This window comes from Lactobacillus psittaci DSM 15354 (assembly GCF_000425905.1).
GTDB classification, from domain to species: domain Bacteria; phylum Bacillota; class Bacilli; order Lactobacillales; family Lactobacillaceae; genus Lactobacillus; species Lactobacillus psittaci.
The window spans coordinates 397612-419867 of sequence record NZ_KE384473.1; the positions used below are offsets into that span (position 1 = coordinate 397612).

Genomic DNA, 22256 nt, shown 5'->3' on the forward strand with positions numbered 1-22256 from the left:
ACAATGTAAGTATAATTCTTTCTTTTAAATATTTCAAATTAATCCGCATAATTTTAAAAATTAAAAATATCTGCTACAATTAAAAAGACCAATAGGGAAAAATTAATAACTAAGCGTATAATAGATTTAATAGTAAAGAGAGATGATTTTTATGGTTGAAAGTTACGATAATTCCCAACTTGCTGATATTGCACGTGATTATTACTTAAGTAAATTGCCAATTACGCAAATCTCACAAAAGTATAACCTTTCACGTTACTTAATTGCTAAAGCCCTTGAAGAAGCTGAAGCTAGTGGTGTTGTCCATATCAGTATTAAGTCTAGTGTTAAACGTAATAATCAGCTTGAGACTAAACTTAGAAGCTTATTTGATTTAAAAGAAGCTTTTGTTTTAAAAAACGAAGATACTACTAGTCATGATAATGAACAGATAGTTGACTTTGCGGCTCATCAGATTCAGAACTATTCAAAAGGCGCTAAAGAAATTGGATTAACCTGGGGAACAACCGTCCTTGATACGATTGTCCACTTTGATGAAATTAAACGTCCTGATTTATCATTTGTGCAATTAGCTGGTATGAGTTTAAGAACAGATACACCTCACGCGAACTACTCATTGATTCAAAGAGCGGCTGAAAAGTTTGACGCCAAGTCATATGTTTTACCAATTCCACTCTATATCCTTAATCAATCAGCTCACGATTTAATGGAAAAAGAGCCAGCAATTGAAGAATTATATAAAAAATACCAACACCTAGATTTGATTTTCACTGGTGTTGGTACGTTAGCAAGTATGGAGTCTAATCGAGTTTGGGGTAAACTACAAAATCAAATCTTTGCTGGTGTTGACCAAAACCAAGTTGCTGGAATGGTCTTTGGCCGGGCATATGACATTAACGGCCACATTTTTGAAGATGTTGAAAAGAAATTTTCTGGCATTAAGCGTGAAGATTTGTTAAATACTCCGATTCGTTTTGCCATTGTAAAAAATAAGTTCAAAACACACTCACTTTTGGGTGCGCTTCGAACTCATTTGATTACTCATTTAGTTATTAATGAGGCAATTGCCAATAAACTTTTACAAGAAGCTGAAAAATTCAGCTAATTACAAGCCATTCTTCTTAAGAAATGAGAGGATGGCTTTTGTTGTCTCTTCAGGTCTTTCAGCTTGCAAAATATGACCGCATTCGCTAATAACATGACTTTCAATCTTATCATTAATATAGGTCATGGCCTGGGCAAATTCGCAATTAAAGTATGGTGACTTCTCACCTGCCAAGACAAGTAACGGAATCGTCAAATCCATCACCACATCGCGCCAATCTTGGAAGGCATGGTCGCACAAGAAGTTGTAATTAGCTTCTTCATCATAGGGATGTTCTTGCCGCTCGAGCTTAACCGGGGTAGCAATTTCTGGATTAACTCTAACATAGTTAGCATGAACTGTATCATGGTATTTCAAAGAAATTGGAAAATTATCCCAAGTTAAGTCTTGATAGCCAAAGTTCCAGCTGTCATCATTAATCATCTTTGGTGGTTGGTCTAAATCAACCATGGCTGCTAGTCTTCCCTTACCAAATAAAGACGCATAGGCAAATAAGGTGCTTGCCCCCATTGAATTACCAACTGCAATTACATTATTTAAGTTAAGACTAGCTAAAAATTCCTCTAAATCAAGGGCATGCCGACTCATTCTTTGTCCCCTGTAAGTCCGCTGACTTAAACCCTGATTTCTAGGATCAAGCACTAATACCCGATACTTATCTAGCAATAGTTCAACCATTCTTTTAAATAGTTGTCCACTTGCTCCAATTCCTGGTAAACAAACTAAAGCTGGTAAATCAGTTTGGGTATCTGTATAGTGCAAAGTTACATGATCACTTGTTTTAAATTCCATAATTACCTCACAAAAAAATGACTAGCTTTACTAGTCATTCTATCATTTATTCAGCTACACCAGCTAATACTTCTTGCATCTTGTCTGCTGAATTTTGCATCTTGCTTAATTCTTTATCAGATAAATCAGCTTCAATCACATGACTGATACCATTGGCATTGATTACAGTTGGTGTACCAAGATAAAGATCGTGCTTAATGCCATATTGACCAGTAATTGGAGCTGAAAGTGGAAGACAAATTTCCTTATTTTCCAAAACTGCCTTCACGATTTGAGCAAGCATCATGGCAACACCGTAGAAAGTAGCGCCCTTCTTAGCAATGATTTCGCCACCCTTTTTACGAACGTCACTTTCAATTGCAGTCAAAACTTCTGGTGTCATTTCTGAATATGAAGTTAAAGCCTTACCAGCAACAGTTGCTTCATCGAAGTTTTCAAATGAAGTATCACCATGTTCACCTAAAACATAAGCATTAACATCTTCAACCTTAACATTAAGCTTCTTAGCTAATTCAACACGTAAACGAGCTGAGTCAAGTGAAGTACCAGTACCGATAACCTTGTTCTTAGGGAAACCAGACAACTTTTGGGTTAAAGTAGTCAAAATATCAACTGGGTTAGCACTAACTACAAAAATACCATTGAAGCCGGAATCAACCACTGGCTTAACAATACTCTTTAAAATCTTAACGTTCTTGTTAACAAGGTCTAATCTAGTTTCACCTGGCTTACGAGGAATACCAGCAGTAATTACAACAACATCAGCATCTTTAGCATCGCTGTATTCACCAGCGTGAACATTAACGCTACCAGTAAATGGTGTAATGTCTTCTAAGTCCATTGAATCACCTAATGGACGATTCTTAACAACGTCACAAATTACCAATTCATTTAAGTTAGTGTTTTGCAATAAATCGTTAGCAAAAGTTGAACCAACTGCACCGTCACCGACTAATAAAACTTTACTCATTATAAAACTCCTTATTTTCTTTATTAATAGTTCCCGGTAAACATATTGTCTGCCTTAGGTGGAACATAGTCACCAAAGTACTTAGTGAAGTCCAAATCAAGGTACTGGCATAAGTCATAAACTTCAGTCATGGTCTTATCAATAACTGGAATACCATTTTCCTTACGGTCTTTAATTGCAGCCATTTCCTTTTCACCATGAGTGTAAATCCGGTCTTGACCAGCAGCCTTTGGTGCATCACGCAAAGCTTGTAAGTATTCTGAGAAGTGTTTCTTAATTGCTTCTGGATCACCGAAACTTGCTAAGTTAATTGCCATAAAGCCGTGACATGTACCAGCCTTACCATCTTTCATAACTAAGTCACTAGTTAAGCCTTGAGACAAAATTGATGAAAAGATTTCAGCAACCATCCCATTACCATAGCCCTTGTGTGAGCCAAGTTCTTCAGTATTGCCACCCAGTGGCATTATACCACCGCCAACGTGACCAACAATATTTGATAAAACTTCGCCAGCATTATTGGTAGGTTGACCATCTTTATCTAAAGCCCAGCCATTAGGTAACTTCTTGCCGAGCTTGTTGTACATTTCAAGCTTACCACGAGTAACAACAGTTGTTGATGCATCAAATAAAAAGTCATATGGATCAGCTGGAACGCACCAAGCTTGAGGATTTGAACCAATCATTGCCTTTGAAGCATAAGTTGGAACCATAATTGCTTCACTATTAGTACATGAAAAGCCAAGCATATTTTCTTTAGCGGCCATTTTTGCATAATAACCAGCAATGCCGTAGTGGTTAGAATTGCGAACAGTAACAATTCCGACACCGACTTCTTTGGCCTTCTTGATAGCTAAATCCATGGCAAAGTGACCATTGAGTTGTCCCATACCATTGTGACCATCAACAACAGCTGAAATTGGGGTTTCAAAGACTACTTCCGGTTCTGCATCTACTTTCATAGTACCCTTTTGAATACCCTTATAGTAACGAACCATTCTTTGCATTCCATGACTTTGAATGCCGTATAAATCTGCAGTTAATAATACATCAGTAATAATGCGTGCTTTCTTTTCATTAAAACCAAACTTTTGGAAAGCATCCATACAAAGCATGTTTAATTTTTCGTAGGAAAATCTTACTTTCTTTCCTTCAGCCATATAAAAGCCTCTTTCTTTTTCTACTACAATTATCTCACATGCTAAATATTAACACTTGCTTTTAACTTTTTCAAATAATTGCACTATTTTTAAAATATTTAAAATAATTCATCACAGATTAAAGTACAAACTTTGCTTTGCAATTCATCAACTGTATGTGTACGAGCTCTTGCGCAAACCTTGGCATTATTACCGCAAATTAAACAAGTTCTGCCAGGTAATTTTAACTGACGTCTGCTTAAGTCTTTAATCTCACCATTATCAAAATAGTGAACATCTAAATCAAATAATCTTCTTGCCTTTGTTGATTCTTCAAATGCTACACAAGACTTTTTTACTTCACTGGGTTTGGCCTTAGCTAGGTAAAAGAATTCAGGTCCAGTTACTTTATCAGACCAATCAGCTTTTAATTCAAGTTCGAAATCTGCATTTGAGGTAAATTCCCTTATTTGCTCTATAAAAAAGCGTCTAATCAGTTCATTATTTTTTACAGGCCCCGGGATATTTAGTTTAGCTCCGATTACCGACCAATTTTTATTAGCTAAAGCAAGCTGATTTTGTAAGGCTACCCGTTCATCTTTATTAGCTAAAACTTCCGGAATATTAACTACTTGACCTGATTCAAAAATATTCATTTTATTTCCAACTTTCTTAAAATGATAATAAAAAAGGATTCGATGAATCCTTTTACTTACGAATTAAATTTACTTTAAAGGTATTATTGGCTAATCTGTATGACAAACTAGCGATAACACTGCCTTTTTTGTTTTTGGGATGCTTTTTTACTTGTAAATTTACTTTTGCATTTTCAAGCTTTTGACCTTTTGGAAGCCACAAAGCATCATCAGCCAACTTTACATTAATTCTCTTATGTTTAACTTTAATAGTTTGATATTTCTTTGGTAAGTTTTTCTGGTTAAGTTTAACCAGATCATACTTTTCCAAAACCGTATCAATCATATTATTAGTCTGAATAAATTGATTACTGTACTTGCCTGGAACATCTAAGACTACTGTAATGACTCGACGATTGAAAAAGGTACCAGTTCCGACATAGCAATATCCTGCTGCATCAGTTTTACCAGTCTTTAGGCCATCCATTTTCCCTTTTTTGGGTCCATATCCCATACCATCAAGCATGTAAATAATGTTTTCCATCTTCTTAGTATTGCCCTTACTGATTTGAAAATCGGCATACTTAGTCTTAGTAATATTTAAAACTTCAGGATATTTATCAATTAAGTATTTAGCAATTAAAGCCATATCTTTCGCAGAAAGCTGATTTTCTTGGTCCTTATTAACATTATGTAGTTTCAAATTACCGAGCTCGCCATTAGAAAGACCTATCATATTGTAAATTTCGGGATTTTTAACGCCAGCTCTCTTGGCAACCTGCTTCATCTTGTAATTAAAGTTACCAACTGTTCCGGCATCAGCTAAGGCTAAAGCCTCAGTACTACCATCTGCAGAAACAATCATCATTGATTCAATCAAAGACTTAACAGTATAGCGATGATTGTAAAGCAATGGAACATTGGAGAAATGCCAATCATCAGCTACCTTGGCAACATCTTTATTAATTTGAATTTCCTCATCCCATTGCAATTTACCTTTATGAATATCTTCCATAATAACGGCTAAAGTCAAAATCTTAATCAAAGAAGCAACAGCGTATTTCTTGGTAGCATTATGTTGATAAAGAATCTGCCCGCTCTTGGCATCCATCATAAAGGCTGCCTTGGCTTGAACAGCAGGCGCAGCTTGGATAGTTTGACTTAGTGAACTAAAAGGAAAAATAAAACTTGTAGCGACTATGATACTCGCCCATAATTTTCTCAAACTTTTTCTTTTCATTCCCCATCCACTTTCTAAAGCAAAATTTACAATCTAATTTTACTATATTATTAAAAAAAATCCTAAAAAAATAAGGTATACCGAAGTATACCTTACTTTTAAAAATTACCAACTAATTATTCTTCATCTTTTCTCTTCTTGAATCCAAGTACAGCCAAAGCTAATGCGGCAATACCTAATCCGATTACGCTAGCTTCTGATTGATGAGAACCAGTTTGTGGTAAACGGTCTGCGTTTGTACCTAACTTCTTATGAGCTGGCTTCTTACTTGGGTTAACTTCAGTTGATTTAGTTGAAGTCTTGATTGGTTGAGTAGTCTTTTCTGAAGAATTGCTATTCTTAGTAGTTGAAGTTGGAGCTGAATCCTTACCATCAAGCTTAGCAGTTGCTGCCTTAAGGTTAGCCAAAGCTTCATCAATTTGAGCTTGAGTTGCATTTGAATCAGCTAAAACCTTTTCGGCTTGTGCTAATGCTTCATCATATGCCTTCTTACCGGCTTCACTTGCATTAGTGTAAGCAGTTGAAGCATGAACTTGATCTTGCTTCTTAACTTCAGCTTTTAGAGTATCCTTGTTAACAACAATTGGAGCTGGAGCTACTCCGTGAAGATTCTTCATAGCATCATTAAGTTTGGCAAGAGCTTCATCAACTTGAGCTTGAGTTGCATTTGGATCAGCTAAAACTGCCTTTGCGTTTTCTGCTGCCTTATCATATGCTTCACGGTTAGCAGAAGATTCGTAGATGTAAGAATCTGATTTCTTAGTTGAATCTACTTGATCATAAGCCTTTTGCAATTGTGCCTTATCAGTAGCTTGACCGTTCAAAGCTTTTTGAGCTGCATCAATCGCTTCTCTAGCAGCCTTGTAATCTTCATCAGTTGAATCACGTTGTTCAAGAAGTCTTTGAGCTTTAGTTACAGCATCTTGGTAGGCTTGTTGCAAGGCTGAATCTGCATTGTAGTAAGTAGAATCAGGCTTAGTACCATCAATCTTGGCATTTGCTTCAGCAATAGCCTTTTGTAGTGCAACTTTTTCACCATCTAGCTTAACATTGTTCAAAGCATCGATCTTAGCTTGAACTGCATTGGCATCTTCATTGTCACCCTTGTCTGAGTTCAAGGTGTTCGCGTTGTCTAAGGCATCATCGAAGTTCTTAGTGTCACTCGCTTGGGTGTAAGCAGTGGTTGCCTTTTTAGCATTAGCATCTGCAATAGCCTTCTTCAAGTCACTCATCTTACCATCTAATGCGGTTGCAGTATCAACGATTGGTTGAATTGCATCCTTAGTTGTTGCGCTGTTTACTGCTTCGATTGCTGCTTGTTTTTGAGCCTTGTTCAAGTTCTTCAATGCATTGATTTTTTCAATTGCATCGTTCTTGGCATTAGCTAATTGATTTTCACCATCTAACTTAGCGTTAGTTAATGCGTCGATCTTAGTCTGTACTGCGTTGGCATCTTCATTGTCTCCCTTGTCGGAATCTAATGTAGTTGCGTTTGTTAATGCAGTATCAAACTCCTTAGTGTCGCCAGCTTGAGTGTAAGCAGTAGTTTGCTTCTTGGCGTTAGCTGCTTCGATAACCTTCTTCAAATCACCCATCTTGCTGTCTAATGCGGTTGCTGTATCAACGATTGGTTGAATTGCATCCTTAGTAGTTGCGGCATTTACCTTAGCAATTGCAGCTTCCTTTTGAGCTTTGTTCAAGTTCTTCAAGTCATCGATTGCTTGCTTGGCTGCATTCTTGGCATTTTGCAAGTTATCATTACCGTTTAAAGCATCAAGTGCAGTGTCAAGCTTTTGCTTAGCAGCTTCTACGGCAGCTGGGTCAGTTGATGTGTTGCCAGTTGAAGCACCAGTTTCCTTGCCAAGCAGAGTAGTAACTTCCTTAACAGCGTCATCGAAGGCCTTCTTTAAACCTTCATCTGCATTTTGGTAGTTAGTACCTTGTTTGATAGTATCTGCGTTCTTGTAGTTATCATCGTTAGCAAGATCCTCCATGTTTGTGTCGGTTTGCTTTGCATTGGTTTGAGCAGTGGTTACCGCAGCTGGGGTTAAGGCAGCGTCAACAGTATCCAAAGCGGTCTTCTTTTGAGCGTTGTTCAAGTTGCCCATCTTGTTGATAGCATCTTTAGCTGCATTCTTAGCCTTCTGCAAAATATCATCACCATTTAAGGCAGCCAAAGCTGCGTCAAGCTTTTGCTTAACAGATTCTACGGCAGCTGGGTCAGTTGATGTGTTGCCAGTTGAAGCACCAGTTTCCTTGTTAATCAAGGTAGCTGCTTCCTTAACAGCGTCATCGTAGGCCTTCTTTAAGCCTTCATCCGCATTTTGGTAGTTAGTGCCTTGCTTGATGGTTTCTGCATTCTTGTAGTTTTCATCGCTGGCAAGATCACCCATGTTAGTGTTGGTTTGCTTTGCATTAGTTTGAGCGGTTGTCACAGCAGCAGTGGTTTCAGCAGCGTCAACAGCATCTAAAGCGGTCTTCTTCTGAGCATTGTTTAAGTTAGCCATCTTGTTGATATTATCTTTAGCTGCATTCTTAGCCTTTTGCAAAGCATCATTTCCGTTTAAAGCAGCAAGTGCATCATCAAGTTTTTGCTTAGCAGCCTTAACAGCAGCTGGATCAGTTGAAACATCGCCAGTTGATGAACCAGTTTCCTTACCAAGCAGGGTAGCAACGTCCTTAACAGCGTCATCGTAGGCCTTCTTTAAGCCTTCATCCGCGTTTTGATAGTTAGTGCCTTGTTTGATCGTGTCAGCATTTTTGTAATTATCATCTTTTTCAAGATCACCCATATTGGTGTTAGTGTTATCTGTATTAGTTTGGGCAGCTGTTACTGCACCAGTAGTTTCAGCAGCGTCAACAGCATCCAAAGCAGTCTGCTTTTGGGCGTTGTTCAAGTTATCCATGCCTTCGATAGCTTTCTTAGCGGCGTCTTTAGCAGCCTGCAAGTTAGCATCCCCATTTAAGGCAGTTACTGCAGCGTCGAGCTTTTGCTTAGCAGCATCTACAGCAGCTGGATCAGTTGAAGCATCACCTGTTGATGAGCCTTTTGCCTTGTCCAAAAGAGCTTGCGCTTCTTGAAGTGCCTTGTCGTAAGCATCTTTGAGCTTTTGATCTGCGTTTTGGTAGTTGGTGCCTTGTTTGATCGTGTCTGCGTTCTTGTAGTTTTCATCATTTTCAAGGTTACCCATATTAGTGTTAGTGTTACCAGCATTGCTTTGAGCAGTTGATACGGCTGTGGTGGTCTTTGCAGCATCAACAGCATCTAAAGCTGTTTTCTTTTGGGCGTCATTCAAGTTGCCCATCTGTTCAATTGCAGCCTTAGCAGTATTCTTGGCGGCTTGGAGCGCATCGTCACCGTTCAATGCAGCAAGAGCATCATCTACCTTCTTCTTAGCAGCTTCTACTGCAGCTGGATCAGTAGTTACATTCCCTGTTGAGCTTCCAGTAGTTTTACCCAAAAGATCCTTAGCTTCTTGAATGGCTTTGTCGTAAGCGTCCTTGAGCTTTTGATCTGCATTTTGGTAGTTGGTTCCTTGTTTGATGGTATCTGCATTCTTGTAGTTATCATCATTTTCAAGGTTACCCATATTAGTGTTGGTCTTACCAGCATTGCTTTGAGCAGTTGATACGGCTGTGGTGGTCTTTGCAGCATCAACAGCATCTAAAGCTGTTTTCTTTTGGGCGTCGTTAAGATTGCCCATATTGTTGATGGCTTCCTTAGCAGCATTCTTGGCGGCTTGAAGGGCATCGTCACCGTTCAATGCAGCAAGGGCATCATCAAGCTTCTTCTTAGCAGCCTTTACAGCAGCTGGATCGGTTACTACATTCCCTGTTGAGCTTCCAGTAGTTTTACCCAAAAGATCCTTAACTTCTTGAATGGCTTCGTCGTAAGCGTCCTTGAGCTTTTGATCTGCGTTTTGGTAGTTGGTGCCTTGTTTGATGGTGTCTGCGTTCTTGTAGTTTTCATCTTCAGCAAGGTCACCCATATTCTTGTCAGTGCTTGAAACGTTGGTTTGAACACCATTAACAGCGTCAACTGTCTGTGCAGCATCAACAGCATCTAAAGCTGTCTTCTTTTGGGCGTCGTTAAGGTTGCCCATATTGTTGATGGCTTCCTTAGCAGCATCCTTAGCGGCTTGTAACTTGTCAGCGGCATTAGTTTTCAAGTTAGCAAGAGCTTGAGCTAATGCTGTTTGGATCTCCTTAACATGTTGTGCATCTTGAGCAGCGCCAACTGATTCACCCTTAGCTAGGTCAACTAACTTCTTAGCTGCATCCAAGGCTTCCTTGTACTTGTCTTGAGCTTCCTTGCTTGCATTAGCGAAGTCAGGATCATTTTCATCAACTGGGTTAGTTAAGTTCTTGTCAGTCTTTAAATCACCCATGTTGGTGTTAGTAGAAGTTGCATTATCAAGAGCTGTCTTAACCGCATCAGCATCGCTTGCACTAGTTACAGCAGCTTTAGCTGCGGCTTTTTGAGCATCGTTCAAATTGTCCATCTTATCGATTGCGGCCGTTGCAGCTGCCTTCTTCATTGCAAGAGCTGCATTATCTAAGTTATCCTTGATGGTCTGGGCGTTAGCAGCATCTTTGTCAGCACCTACACTGTCATTCTCATCAGAATTCTTGTCGGTCAACTTTTGAGCTGCTTCTAAAGCCTTCTTGTAAACTTGCTTAGTTTGGTCGTCAACTCCCTTGAAGTCATCACTATCTGGATTAAGTGGGGAATTCAAGTTGTCGTCACCACGCAATGACTTCATGTTGGTGTCAGTACTTGAAGCATTGTTCTTGGCAGTCTTGATACCATCTTCTGATGTAGCTGCATCCACAGCCTTCTTAGCCGCTTGCTTTTGAGCATCGTTCAAGTTATCTAACTTATCAATTGCTTCGTTAGCTTCCTTCTTAGCATTGTTTAAGCTAGAATCAGTTACATGAACAGTAATACTTTGAAGTGTATTACGATTATTAGCTTCAGTATAATCTGGGTATCTAATTAATAACCCATAATTTCCTGTACCTTCTTTTGAAGTATCAACATCATTATTAAAGCTAAAAGTATAACCTTCTGCCTTTAATTGCTCATAGTTTGAAATAGATTTTTGTGCTACTAAATCAGGAGTTAAAGTAGTTCCCTTTTCAACTGTAATTTCTGTACCAGTGGCAGGTTGATCCCAAGCAGTAATGTTGATTACAAGCGCACCATTTTGAATTGAAGTACTTGTGTTGTACAACTTGCTTGGGCTACCATTTACAGAAATGTTTGAAAGACTTAAAGCGTTATTATTTAACAAATCATCTTTTAATGTGTTTGTATCATAGTAATATGGATAACTCACTGATTCAGTATCATAGTATCCTTTATTCCAATCGTTTGTTGTAACTTGGATTGAGTCATCAGTGGCATTAGCATACTTAGCAGAATCAGCCTTCTTTAGGTTAGCTGCATTTTTGTTAATAGTATAAGTAACTGAAGTTACATCAGAAGGAACAGTTTCACTACCATTATAAGTAACTTTAACTGGAATTGCTTCAGATGTTACCCCTTCAGTACCTTTGTTTGTAACTGTAATGTTTGCTGCGCGGTAAACACCTAACACACGTGGAGTCTTGAATGCATTAGTTCCCATTGCTTGAGCTACATCAGGAGCTACAAAACTTTCACCAGCAACAACCCCAGTAAATGCCCCCAAGTTAGTAGTATTTACTTCAGTAGTAACTTGTACTTGCAAACCTTTAGAATTGTTTTGGTTTAAAGCTTTGCCTGTATTATGAGAATCTAAAGTAATGTTTGTACCAATATCTGAATCTTTAATGTAATTAAAAAGTGGCCCAGTAACCAAATCAGATTTGAACTTTTCATACGCTTTATCTGAACCATTAGTTACAGTCATTTCATTAGCAGTGCCATTGTTATCACTCTTGTTAACTGCAACTGCCTTTTGTGAGGAGCTAGAATCTTTGTAACTATCGGTAATATCAACCATAGTGCCATTCCAGCCATATTTAATTTGCTTAACCTTTAAGTCTTTACTAATTGAAATTGAATATACTGAGGTAGCATTTTGAAAAGTGCCAGCTTTAGACTCAATTCCATTCTTTGGATTAAATGTAATAGTCCAAGTAATTGTGTTATTTGTAGAATCATAATCTGCTTGAGTTACAGTAATGTTATTAGTTGCACCTGCATCGTTATATTTACTTTGCATAACAACATCGTGCCAGCGTTCAACCGTTCCCCCCATTGACCCCAGGGAATACACCATTATTTTTAGGGTCAACCACATAACGATCTCCCTGAGTTGCGTCGTGACTCTTCAAGAATTCAGTTGATAATTGCTTAGAAATAGTAGTTGCAGCTTCAGTTAATGAACTAGCTTGTTGCTTAGCTCTATCTTCATCACTATACAAACCAGAACCTGTTTTAGCTGTATCATTAGCTGTTGTCTTCTTATCTTCATTTGAATTGCTTACTAAAGAAGTTTTTAAAGCGTCAGCAGAAACATTGGTCTTGGTTAATGAAGAAAGCTCAACAGTGTTAGTTTCTTTTTCAACACCTTTCAAATTGCTATACGCAACTTGTAAATTATTTACTGCATTAGTTACATCTTCACCAGTAGCTGAAGCATTATCTAAAACAGTCTTTGCTGCAGTAATCGCACTATCATATGCACTCTTTTTAGCAGCATCTGTTTCATTTGTGTATTTAACATCTGATTTTTGTACATTAAGAGCATTGTCATAAGCTGTTTGCAATGCTGACTTATCAACTGCTTTATCAGTTACTACTGATGTGTCATTAGCGTTGGCATTGTTTTCAGCAGCTTGAACAGGATTATTACTGTAGCTACCCAAATATAATGTAGTAGAAAGCAACACTGAAGCTAATCCAATTGTTGTTTTTCTCAAAGCAAAATGCTGTTTCCCATTTGTATGTTTTAACAGATATTGCTTCTTATTATTTTTTGAAAGCATCCAAGATATCCTCCATTAAAAAATTTTGTCATTCATATATATAAAAAGCCAACTTAGTTTCTCAGCTAGGTTAGCTCATATAGTATAGATATTTTTTCCACGAATACTAATTTATAAAAATTCAAAATTCTAGTCAAATGATAAGCAATCCTGGTCACTAGGTGGCCTTGTTCCCCCCCGAAATTCGTTATTTTATTTTTGAAAATCCATATAGCGATACCAACTGCCAATAAAGCATAATTTCAAAAAGTATTAATATCAATAACAAATACCGCTATATATGTTATTTAATTATTTTTATAACGAAAATTTAAAGCGATTTCAAATGCTGATATATCAACTGTCTAAACTTGTATGCGTAAATGTTAAGTTTTTATAAAGATGCCATTTGTTAAGTTTATTTTCTTTTTGATTGAGAATTTCAATTAATAAAAAGAGAGTAAGAAAAAATCTTACTCTCTCTTTAATTCTGTGAATAAATCCAGAATTTGATATTAATTATTTTTCATCTTTTCTCTTCTTGAAACCAAGTAGAGCCAAAGCTAATGCGGCAATACCAAATCCGATTACACTAGCTTCAGATTCATTTGAGCCAGTTTGTGGTAAACGGTCAGCATTAGTACCGAGTTTATTATGAGCTACTTGCTTGTCTTTATTTCTTCCAGCTACATTGACCTTTTGAGTCTTAGTAGTTTCAGTTGAAGAATTATTGCTCTTAGTAGTTGAAGTTGGAGCTGAATCCTTACCATCAAGCTTAGCAGTTGCTGCCTTAAGGTTAGCTAAAGCTTCATCAATTTGAGCTTGTGTTGCATTTGAATCAGCTAAAACTTTTTCTGCTTGAGCTAATGCATCATCGTATGCCTTCTTACCGGCTTCACTTGCATTAGTGTAAGCAGTTGAAGCACGAACTTGATCTTGCTTCTTAACTTCAGCTTGAAGAGCTGCTTTATCAACTTCTTCCTTAACTGGAGTTTCAGGTGTAGTCACAACTTCAGCAGGCTTTTGAACGATGGTTTGGTCAGGAGTAAGTTCCTTTTGCGTACCATCTTCAAAAGTTACAATAGTGCGACCATTATCCTTAACTTCAACATTAGCAATATGCTTGTCGCTATTTGCTGTCTTGATGTTTGAAATCACTTGAGCTTTTTCTACATCAGTTAAGTGTTCTAGGTTTTGAACTGGAACCTTATCGAAACTATTCAAACTTTGTTCAGCTTGAGCTGGATTGTCTTCAGTAGTAGTCAAAGCTTCACCCATACTATGGTCTGGGAAGGTAATAGTTTGAGCTTGGGAAAGTTCCTTTTGAGTGCCGTCTTCAAAAGTTACAATTGTTCTACCATTATCCTTCACTTCAACATCAGCAATGTGCTTATCGCTATTAGCATTCTTGATGTTTGAAATCACTTGTTGCTTTTCAGTATTAGTTAAAGCATCTGGATCTTGAACAGCCACCTTATCAAAGTTATTTAAACTTTGTTCAGCTTGAGCTGAATTACCTTCGTCAGCAGTAGTTAATGCATCCCCCATACTGTATTCAGGGTAAGAAATAGTTTGGCTTCTATCGATTTCCTTTTGAGTACCGTCTTCGAAGGTAATAATAGTTCTACCATTATCCTTAACTTCGACATCAGCAATATTCTTATCACTATTAGCACTCTTGATGTTTGAAACCACTTGAGTCTTTTCACTGTCTGTTAACTTATCTGGATCTTGAACCGGAGTCTTGTTAAAGCTGTTAAGTTCTGCGTCTGCCTCCCCAGTATTAATTAATGGATCAACCATTGCAGTATCTTTAACAGTATCCTTACCTGGAATAACCTTTTGAGAACCGTCATCGTAAGTTACAGTAGCATTACCTTGATCATCAACCTTAATATCAGTTGCACCAGTATTTGCTTGTTGAACTTGATCATGAATTTCTTGTTGTTCTGCTTTACTGAAACTATCTGGATTGTGAATCTCAGTCTTGGTTTCAGGAGCCTTAGTATCACGCGCCTTAATATTGTCAATTGCTTCAAGGGCTGCATCTAAAGCCTTCTTAGCATTATCAACTGACTCTTGACTAGCATTTTCATCAGCATCGACACTCTTAGCATTAGTCAAAGCATTTTCTAAGTCTGACTTTTGCTTATCACTTGCCATGTCGTAAGTATCTAAGTCCTTAGTTGCATCAGCCACAGCGATTGAATCTTCAAGACCAGTCTTATCAGTAGCTTTACCATCTAATGCACGGCAAGCATCGTTAAGCTTTTGAGTTGCATCGTCAATTTCAGCTTGAGTAGAAGTGTCTTTTTCTTGGCCGTTCAGGATTGATTCGGCCTTAGCTAAAGCCTCGTTAAAGGCTTGCTTCTTGGCACTGCTTGCATTGTAGTAACTTGAAGAATCTTTAAGTCCTTGTGCTGCTTCTTTAGCAGTTTGTAAGGCACTCTTATCAACATCAGTAATGGTGTCAGAAGCGTTAAGGCTTGCCTTTGAACCATCATTGAAGAAAATGCTTGCGTTACCCTGGGCATCAACTTCAACATTCTTAACATTTGAGTTGGCAGAAGTAATTGCGCTCTTAACAGCACTAATTTCATCCTCAGTTAAGGCAGTCTTGTGAGCTGCTGGTACCGGAGTCTTAGCTGGTTTCTTAATGTTAGCAGCATCAGTTGCACCAGTAAAGTTTTCGAGTGCCTCATCAAGTTTTGCTTTAGCGGCATTTACATTTTCTTGAGTTGCACTTGCGTCAGCATCTTGGGCTTGAGCTTCTTGCAAAGCTTCCTTCAAAATTTCTCTTTGTGAATCACTAGCATTATTATAAACATCAGTCTTTTGTAAGTCTTTTGCAAGTTCAATTGATTCTTCAAGTGGCTTCTTGTTAGTTGCTTTACCGTCGAGATTTGCAATTGCTTGTTCAAGAGCAGACTTAGCATTATCAACGTCAGTTTGACTAGCGGTATCCTTCTTGTTACCTGATAAAATTGCTTGGGCTTCAGCTAATGCCTTATCAAATGCAGTCTTCTTATCATCACTTGCATTGAAGTATGATGAAGTATCTTTGGCAACATCAGCAATGTCATTTTGAGTTTGTAATTCAGACTTGTCAACGTCCTTGATAGTTTCACTAGCAGTGTATGTCTTCTTAGAACCATCGTTGAAGACTACGCTAGCTTCAGCAGTTAATGGATCAACAAGAACAGACTTAACTTTATCTGGATTTGCATCCTTGATTGCTTGTTCAATTGCAGCTTCTTCTTGAGAAGTTAAAGCATTCTTGTGAGCAGCTGGTACTGGAGTCTTAGCAGGATTATGAGCTTTACTTGCATCGTTATCTCCGCTAATTGCAGTTAAAGCTTCATCAAGGGCTTTTTGGGCATTATCAACGTCAGCTTGAGTAGCATTTGGATCTTGATCTTGCTTGTTAGCTTCAGCTAATGCCTTATCAAATGCCTGACGTTGGTCGTCACTTGCATTATTGTATGTGTCACCAGCATCCTTGAAGTCCTTAGCTAAATCAATTGAACTTTCAAGGTCGCTCTTATCAGTGTCTTTTCCAGTTAAAGCTTGTTTAGCTTCAGCAATTGCAGCTCTTGCCTTATCTACATCGTCTTTAGTTGCAGTAGGATTATCAAGAACTGATTGACCATCTTCAATTGCCTTATCGTATGCTTTTTGAGCAACGTCACTAGCATTGTAGTATGCTGGGGTCTTTTCAACAGAAGACTTTTCATCTACATCCTTTTGTAAGTCGGTCTTATCAACGTCAGTCACTGTCTTGTCTGAGCTAATTACACCCTTTGAACCATCATTGAAAGTTACAGTTGCGTTACCAGTGTCATCGACTGAAATAGTAAACTCTGCATCAGGAGTCTTGGTCTTGATTGCGTCAGTAACATTGTCCTTAACTGATTGCTTTTCAGTATCAGTTAAAGCAGCCTTATTACCAACTTGAGTCTTAACAACGTTAACATCAAGCTTGTCAGCAGCACTCTTGGCAGAATCTGCTAAAGCTGCTTTGGCATTGTTGATTACGTCTGTTGCATCATCAATTTTCTTTTGCGGAGCTTTATCGTTAGCGTAAACACCCTTACCTGCTTCAATAGCCTTCTTGTAGTTATTCTGAGCTTCAGTTGAAGCATTCTTAAAGTCGCTGCCATTTTCAACAGTTGATTCTTCATCAATAGCAGCCTTAAGCTTGGTCTTATCAGTGTCTGTTACAGTGTCAGTTGCTGGAACAGTTGCCTTTGAACCATCATTAAATGTAACTGTTGCGCTACCATCAGCATTAACATCAACTGTTACCTTTTCACTAGGAGTCTTAGTCTCTACTGCCTTCTTAACATTCTCCGCAACTTGCTTCTTTTCATCATCAGTCAAGTTAGTCTTGTCACCAACAGGAGTCTTAGTAATATCAGTAATTACCTTACCTTTGGCAGCATTAATTGACTTAGTTACCTTATCAAGAGCTGTGTTAATTGCGCTAGCTGCATCATCAATTTGCTTTTGACTTGAAGCTGGATTATCAAAGACCTTTTGACCAGCTTCTACAGCATCCCTCAAGGCTTTTTGAGATTCAGTTGAAGCATTGTTAAAGTCGTTGCTGTTAATTGCAGCATTTCCGTTATCAAGGGCAGTCTTCAAAGCAGTCTTGTTAGTGTCTTGAGTCGTTGCACTAGCTGGGATGGTTACTTTACCACCATTTGCCAAAGTTACAGTAGCACTACCGTCTTTGTTAACTTCTACAGTAGTACCTGGGTTGGCTGCTTCTACAGCTGACTTAATTGCTGCACTTTCATCTTCGTTAACGTCGCGACCACGGCCAACTGGCGTCTTAACACTAGGGTTATTTGCAGTTGCTGAATTAATGCTTGATTGTAAATCACTGATTGCTTCTTTTAATGCCTTATCAGCATCATCTACGGTCTTTTGAGAAACTTGGTTGTCTCTTGCACTTACCGCATCACTTAATGCTTTTTCAAATTTTTCACGAGCTGCATCACTAGCCTTGTTGTAGTTAGTAGTATCAGCCTTCAAATTATCAGCTGTTGTGATGTCCTGACGCAATTCATCCTTGTTAACATCTTTGATTGTTTGAGCAGGAGTTAAAGTTACACTTGAACCGTCTTTTAAAACAATAGTTGCACTACCATCTGCGTTAACTGTGCTCTTAGTCTTGTCAACATTATCATTCTTAGCAGCAACATTGTTTAAAATAGTCTGCTTTTCATCCTCACTAACATTAGTTGGATCAACGACTGGCGTCTTGTCAAAACTAAAGTCGAACTTAAGTCTTGCATGGGTTGCACTTGAAGTTAATTCCTTAACTGCAGCTTGAATTGCCTTGGTTGCAGTATCAATTTCATCTTGAGTAGCAGTTTTATTATCGTTAACTTCATTCCCCTTACTAATTGCATCATCATACTTTTGACGAGCTTCATCACTAGCACGTTGGTAAATCTGAATTGGAGTCTTATCTTCAGAATCCGGCAAGGTTACAGTTTCAGTGTTCTTCACTGCATGATCATTGCTTAATTCTTTAACTAATTCAGTCTTATCAGTACCTTTTACAGTGTATTCTGGTGCAATCGTTGCTTTTGATCCATCTGAAAATTCAACAGTTGCTGTTCCCTTATCATCTACTGAAACAGTTGTGTTAGGGTTGGCTTTTTCAACAGCATCCTTAACATCAGCTTGTTCGTCACTAGTTAAGGCATCCTTATTACCAACAGCAGTTTTTTCGATGCTAGTGTTTACCTTACTTTGAGCAGCATTGGCAGAATCTTCCATTGCTTTCTTAGTAGTTTCAATTGCAGTAGCTGCTTCATCGATATCTTTTTGGCTTGCTTTGTCATTGCTAAAGACGCCTTGACCATCACTAACGGCTTTGTCATAAGCTTCTTTAGTAGCAGTTGATGCCTTATCATGGATTGCCTTAGTTGCATCAGTCTTAGAATCATCTAGGTCACTCTTCAAACGCGTCTTGTCAGTGTCAGTTGTAGTCTTTGAAGCTGGGATTGTAGCCTTTGAACCATCTGAAAATTCAACAGTTGCTGCCCCACTCTTAGGATCAACAGTTACACTCTTGACATCGTTATCCTTATTGGCATCTTCGACATTCTTCTTAATATCAGCTTGTTCTTCGCTAGTTAAGTTAGTCTTGTCACCAACTGGTGTAGCCTTAACATCACTATTAACTTTACTTTGAGCAGCATTTGCAGAAGTAGTTAAAGCTTGCTTTGCCTTATCGATGTTATCTCTTGCAGTGTTAACTGCTTCTTGAGTGGCATTGTCATTATCTAAAACAGCTTGGCCAGCCTTGATAGCATTTTCGTAATCATGACGAGCTTGATCACTAGCATTCTTGTAGTCAGCACTTTGACGAACAGTGTCAGCATCGCTTACTTTAGCTTGAAGGTCTGTCTTGTCAGTTTGCTTACCATCAAGCTTGCTGTAAGCAGTTTGAATAGCTTTTCTAGCATCTAAATATTGTTGGTAAGTAGTTACTGGATCAGCTAAAGCAGCTGCTGCATCAGTTAAAGCCTGGTCGTAAGCATCCCTTAGATTTTGGCTACTTGCATTGTAGTACTTGTAATCACTATTCTTACCAGCTTCACCATCATCGTGTGCCTTTTGAAGGGCTTGCTTAGCTAACATTCTGATGTCACCGTTTAAGTTGTGAGTAACATCATTAAATTTGTTATTCAAAGCTCCAGTTTGGTCAATATCCCAATCAGGACCTTCTGCTGCAGTAATTGTATCCATTTGGCTAACGATATCATCAAAGGCCTGCTTCTTATCTGGATCGGCATTTGTGTAGTTATTAGTACGAATTGTTTCATTGTAAACAGTCTTGTCAGCCATTTGGGCCATATTAAATTCAAGTTGTGAATTAGTTTCTAGAGCCTTCTTTAACTCATCTGGAGTAGCTGAGTCAGTAATTCTCTTCTTGGCAGTAGCCTTTTGAGCATTGTTTAAGTGTGGATAATTTGTATCAAAATCACTTAATGCACTTTGCTTTGCAGTATCAAGTTTAACTTGACCGTTCAAAGCGGCAGCTGCCTTATCAAGTTCAGTTTGAGCAGCTTGAACTGCATCATTGCTTGCTCGATCTTCATCAGAAGTAGTCAAAGCATTTGACGAAGTATTTGAATTGTTTTCATTCGAGCTAACATTTGAAGTTTGAGCAGTTGCATCTTGACTACTATTATTTGTATTCTCAACTGCTGTTCCAGTTAAAGCATTATATGCAGTTTCTAAGTTTGTAATAGCTTGAGAAACATCTTCGCTTGTCGCAGCACTATTATCTAATACTGTCTTTGCAGTTGACACAGCGCTATCATAGGCACTCTTCTCTGTTGCATCAGTTTCATTAGTGTACTTAACATCTGACTTTTGGACATTAAGCGCATTATTGTACGCAGTTTCTAACTCACTCTTGTCAACTTGACTTTGTGTAGTTTCCCCATTATTAACAGTCGTATCAGTATCTGCAGCATGTACTTCTTGGGCACTATACCCCCCCAAATACAATGTTGTTGACAGTAAAACAGAAGCTAGACCTAATGTCGTCTTTCTCAATGCAAAATGCTGCTTACCATTTGCATGTTTAAGAGCATATTGCTTCTTATTATTTTTCGAAAGCATTGTTAAATATCCCCCCATTTAAATTTATCAAAGGAAACAAAGAAAAACCGTCAAATTTCTTAAGCGGTCTATTCCTAGTTTATCCTTTTCGAGAAAAATATTATCAGCTGATAGAGATATGAGTCAACTGAAAGCCATCGGTTTTTGAGATTTTTTTGATAGGGCTTTCAAATAAAAAAACAGTGTTATTAAATTTCTCCTTGTTTTTCAATTGTTCGATAAATTATTAATGCAAGAATTAGCTAAAAAGATTTTTTTTGTTATTTTTTGTAAAGAAAAAAGATTGGCCAAAAGCCAATCTCTTATTTGCTTATTTTTACCAAAGTCCAATCAACTTCATCCAGCCTAAACCAAAGACGATGAAGAAAATAATGTAGAAAAGACCAAGGATAAAGTTCATCTTCCACCATTCACCTTGTTCAACATAGCCACTACCTGCTAAAACAGATGCAGGACCATTTGCATAGTGAGTAGTTGAAGCCATAATTGCTGAAAACATTGCTAAGAACATTGCAGCAGCCATCTTTGGTGCACCAGCACTTAAAGCTACAGCCAAGAAAGGACCGTACATTGCAGTGTTGTGAGCTGTTGCACTTGCAAATAGGTAGTGCGTGTAAAATAACAAGATTCCCAAGATAATTAAGACCATAATCCAACTATCATGACCAACTGACTTAGAAATAGTTTCTGAAAGCCACTTGATAAAACCAAATTTGGTTAAACGGTTTGCCATGTAAACTAAGATTGAAAGCCAAACTAAAACGTTCCAGCCACCCTTTTCACTTAAAAAGTCATCGTTAGATAAGACTCCAGTTAATAAAAGAAGTGACATTGAAATAAAGGCAATTAAAGTTGCATCAAGTTGAATTGAGCTAGAAAGCATCCATAAAACTAAAGTTAAGAGGAAAATACCAGCCATCCAAATTTCAGGAACGGTTAATTTACCCATCTTCTTCAATTCAGCCCCAGCCCATTCCTTAGCATTTGGAGTTTCCTTAATTTCTGGACCATACATCTTGTAAATGATAAATGGAACAATAATTAATGCTAAAATTGCTGGGACACATGTTGCTTCAAACCAGCCAATCCAGGTAATGTTAACACCCAATGCCTTAGCCAATTCAACGGCAACTAAGTTTGGTGCCATCGCTGTTAAGAAAAGCATCGAAGTAATTAAGTTGGCATGGAATTCCACAAAAGTTAAGAAAGAACCCATCTTCTTACGACTTAGATCATTTGGTTTGGATCCAAAGTTTTCAGCTAATGATTCAACTAATGGAAAGACGATACCACCAGCACGAGCTGTGTTTGATGGGGTTGCGGGACTAACCACTAGGTCAATCGCTGCAACTGCATAACCTAACCCTAATGACTTGTGACCAAACCATTCAATAAAGTAAAACGCAATTCTTTTACCAAGACCGGTCTTAATAATCCCTCTTGATAACATAAATGCCATGGCAATAAGCCAAGCAGCTGAATTTGAAAACGCTGATAAAGCTGATGCATCAACTGTATGACCTTTAACAACAACATCCTTAATTGGAGCTAAACCTAAGAAAATAGTCAAAGTGTAGCCAATTAAGGTAGTAGCAGCAATTGGAAGTGGCTTAAAAATACAGCCCATAATTGTTGCTAAAAAAATTGCTAGCATGTGCCATGCTTGTACAGTAACTCCTGCAGGACGAATAGGAGTCGTGAACCAGAAAATCAAACCAACAATAATTGGAATGATGAAGCCCTTATAGTTCACCTTTTCCAAATGTTTCATAAA

General features: G+C 38.1%; 10 protein-coding genes. 1 reads left to right on the forward strand and 9 read right to left on the reverse strand.

Annotated elements, in window-relative coordinates; all coding sequences use genetic code 11:
- Positions 1–151 precede the first annotated feature (151 nt).
- Positions 152–1105, forward strand: coding sequence for a sugar-binding transcriptional regulator (locus H628_RS0106005; RefSeq protein ID WP_027825646.1), 954 nt, complete (start codon positions 152–154; stop codon positions 1103–1105).
- Here the strand turns inward: H628_RS0106005 and H628_RS0106010 are convergent, their stop codons facing one another.
- The 9 genes from H628_RS0106010 to H628_RS0106050 all read right to left on the reverse strand — a co-directional run bounded on the left by H628_RS0106010 (position 1106) and on the right by H628_RS0106050 (position 22253).
- Positions 1106–1897 carry an alpha/beta fold hydrolase gene (locus tag H628_RS0106010; protein WP_027825647.1) on the reverse strand — a complete coding sequence of 264 codons (792 nt, stop codon included), beginning with the start codon at positions 1895–1897 and terminating at the stop codon, positions 1106–1108. It lies immediately after the preceding gene.
- A 46-nt stretch (positions 1898–1943) separates the two neighbouring features.
- Complete coding sequence (locus H628_RS0106015; RefSeq protein ID WP_027825648.1) at positions 1944–2867, reverse strand: L-lactate dehydrogenase; 924 nt, start codon at positions 2865–2867, stop codon at positions 1944–1946.
- Positions 2868–2890: 23 nt separating this feature from the next.
- Positions 2891–4027: an Ldh family oxidoreductase gene (locus H628_RS0106020; RefSeq protein WP_027825649.1), complete on the reverse strand. Its 1137-nt coding sequence runs from the start codon at positions 4025–4027 to the stop codon at positions 2891–2893.
- A gap of 98 nt (positions 4028–4125) precedes the next feature.
- Entirely contained in the window at positions 4126–4662 is a 537-nt protein-coding gene (gene citX, locus H628_RS0106025; RefSeq protein ID WP_027825650.1) for a citrate lyase holo-[acyl-carrier protein] synthase, read from the reverse strand.
- Between the two features lie 52 nt (positions 4663–4714).
- Positions 4715–5881 (reverse strand): D-alanyl-D-alanine carboxypeptidase family protein, encoded by a 1167-nt coding sequence (locus tag H628_RS0106030; protein WP_027825651.1) that lies wholly within the window; start codon positions 5879–5881, stop codon positions 4715–4717.
- Between the two features lie 116 nt (positions 5882–5997).
- On the reverse strand, positions 5998–12168 hold the full coding sequence (locus tag H628_RS07680; protein ID WP_155825170.1) for an LPXTG cell wall anchor domain-containing protein: 6171 nt from the start codon (positions 12166–12168) through the stop codon (positions 5998–6000).
- Positions 12110–12856 carry a YSIRK-type signal peptide-containing protein gene (locus tag H628_RS0106040; protein ID WP_027825653.1) on the reverse strand — a complete coding sequence of 249 codons (747 nt, stop codon included), beginning with the start codon at positions 12854–12856 and terminating at the stop codon, positions 12110–12112. The genes H628_RS07680 and H628_RS0106040 overlap by 59 nt, the downstream gene beginning before the upstream one ends.
- A 498-nt stretch (positions 12857–13354) precedes the next feature.
- Positions 13355–20482, reverse strand: a complete 7128-nt coding sequence (locus H628_RS08000; protein WP_034538358.1) for a MiiA motif-containing surface protein — start codon at positions 20480–20482, stop codon at positions 13355–13357.
- 316 nt (positions 20483–20798) lie between these two features.
- Positions 20799–22253 carry a DASS family sodium-coupled anion symporter gene (locus H628_RS0106050; RefSeq protein ID WP_027825655.1) on the reverse strand — a complete coding sequence of 485 codons (1455 nt, stop codon included), beginning with the start codon at positions 22251–22253 and terminating at the stop codon, positions 20799–20801.
- Positions 22254–22256 lie beyond the last annotated feature (3 nt).

What these genes read in the sequence shown, in the direction of transcription:
- H628_RS08000 (WP_034538358.1), bottom strand. Translation starts at nt 20,482, where the DNA reads ATGCTTTCGAAAAATAATAAGAAGCAATATGCTCTTAAACATGCAAAT.
- H628_RS0106005 (WP_027825646.1), top strand. Translation starts at nt 152, where the DNA reads ATGGTTGAAAGTTACGATAATTCCCAACTTGCTGATATTGCACGTGAT.
- H628_RS07680 (WP_155825170.1), bottom strand. Translation starts at nt 12,168, where the DNA reads ATGTGGTTGACCCTAAAAATAATGGTGTATTCCCTGGGGTCAATGGGG.
- H628_RS0106015 (WP_027825648.1), bottom strand. Translation starts at nt 2,867, where the DNA reads ATGAGTAAAGTTTTATTAGTCGGTGACGGTGCAGTTGGTTCAACTTTT.
- citX (WP_027825650.1), bottom strand. Translation starts at nt 4,662, where the DNA reads ATGAATATTTTTGAATCAGGTCAAGTAGTTAATATTCCGGAAGTTTTA.
- H628_RS0106010 (WP_027825647.1), bottom strand. Translation starts at nt 1,897, where the DNA reads ATGGAATTTAAAACAAGTGATCATGTAACTTTGCACTATACAGATACC.
- H628_RS0106020 (WP_027825649.1), bottom strand. Translation starts at nt 4,027, where the DNA reads ATGGCTGAAGGAAAGAAAGTAAGATTTTCCTACGAAAAATTAAACATG.
- H628_RS0106050 (WP_027825655.1), bottom strand. Translation starts at nt 22,253, where the DNA reads ATGAAACATTTGGAAAAGGTGAACTATAAGGGCTTCATCATTCCAATT.
- H628_RS0106030 (WP_027825651.1), bottom strand. Translation starts at nt 5,881, where the DNA reads ATGAAAAGAAAAAGTTTGAGAAAATTATGGGCGAGTATCATAGTCGCT.
- H628_RS0106040 (WP_027825653.1), bottom strand. Translation starts at nt 12,856, where the DNA reads ATGCTTTCAAAAAATAATAAGAAGCAATATCTGTTAAAACATACAAAT.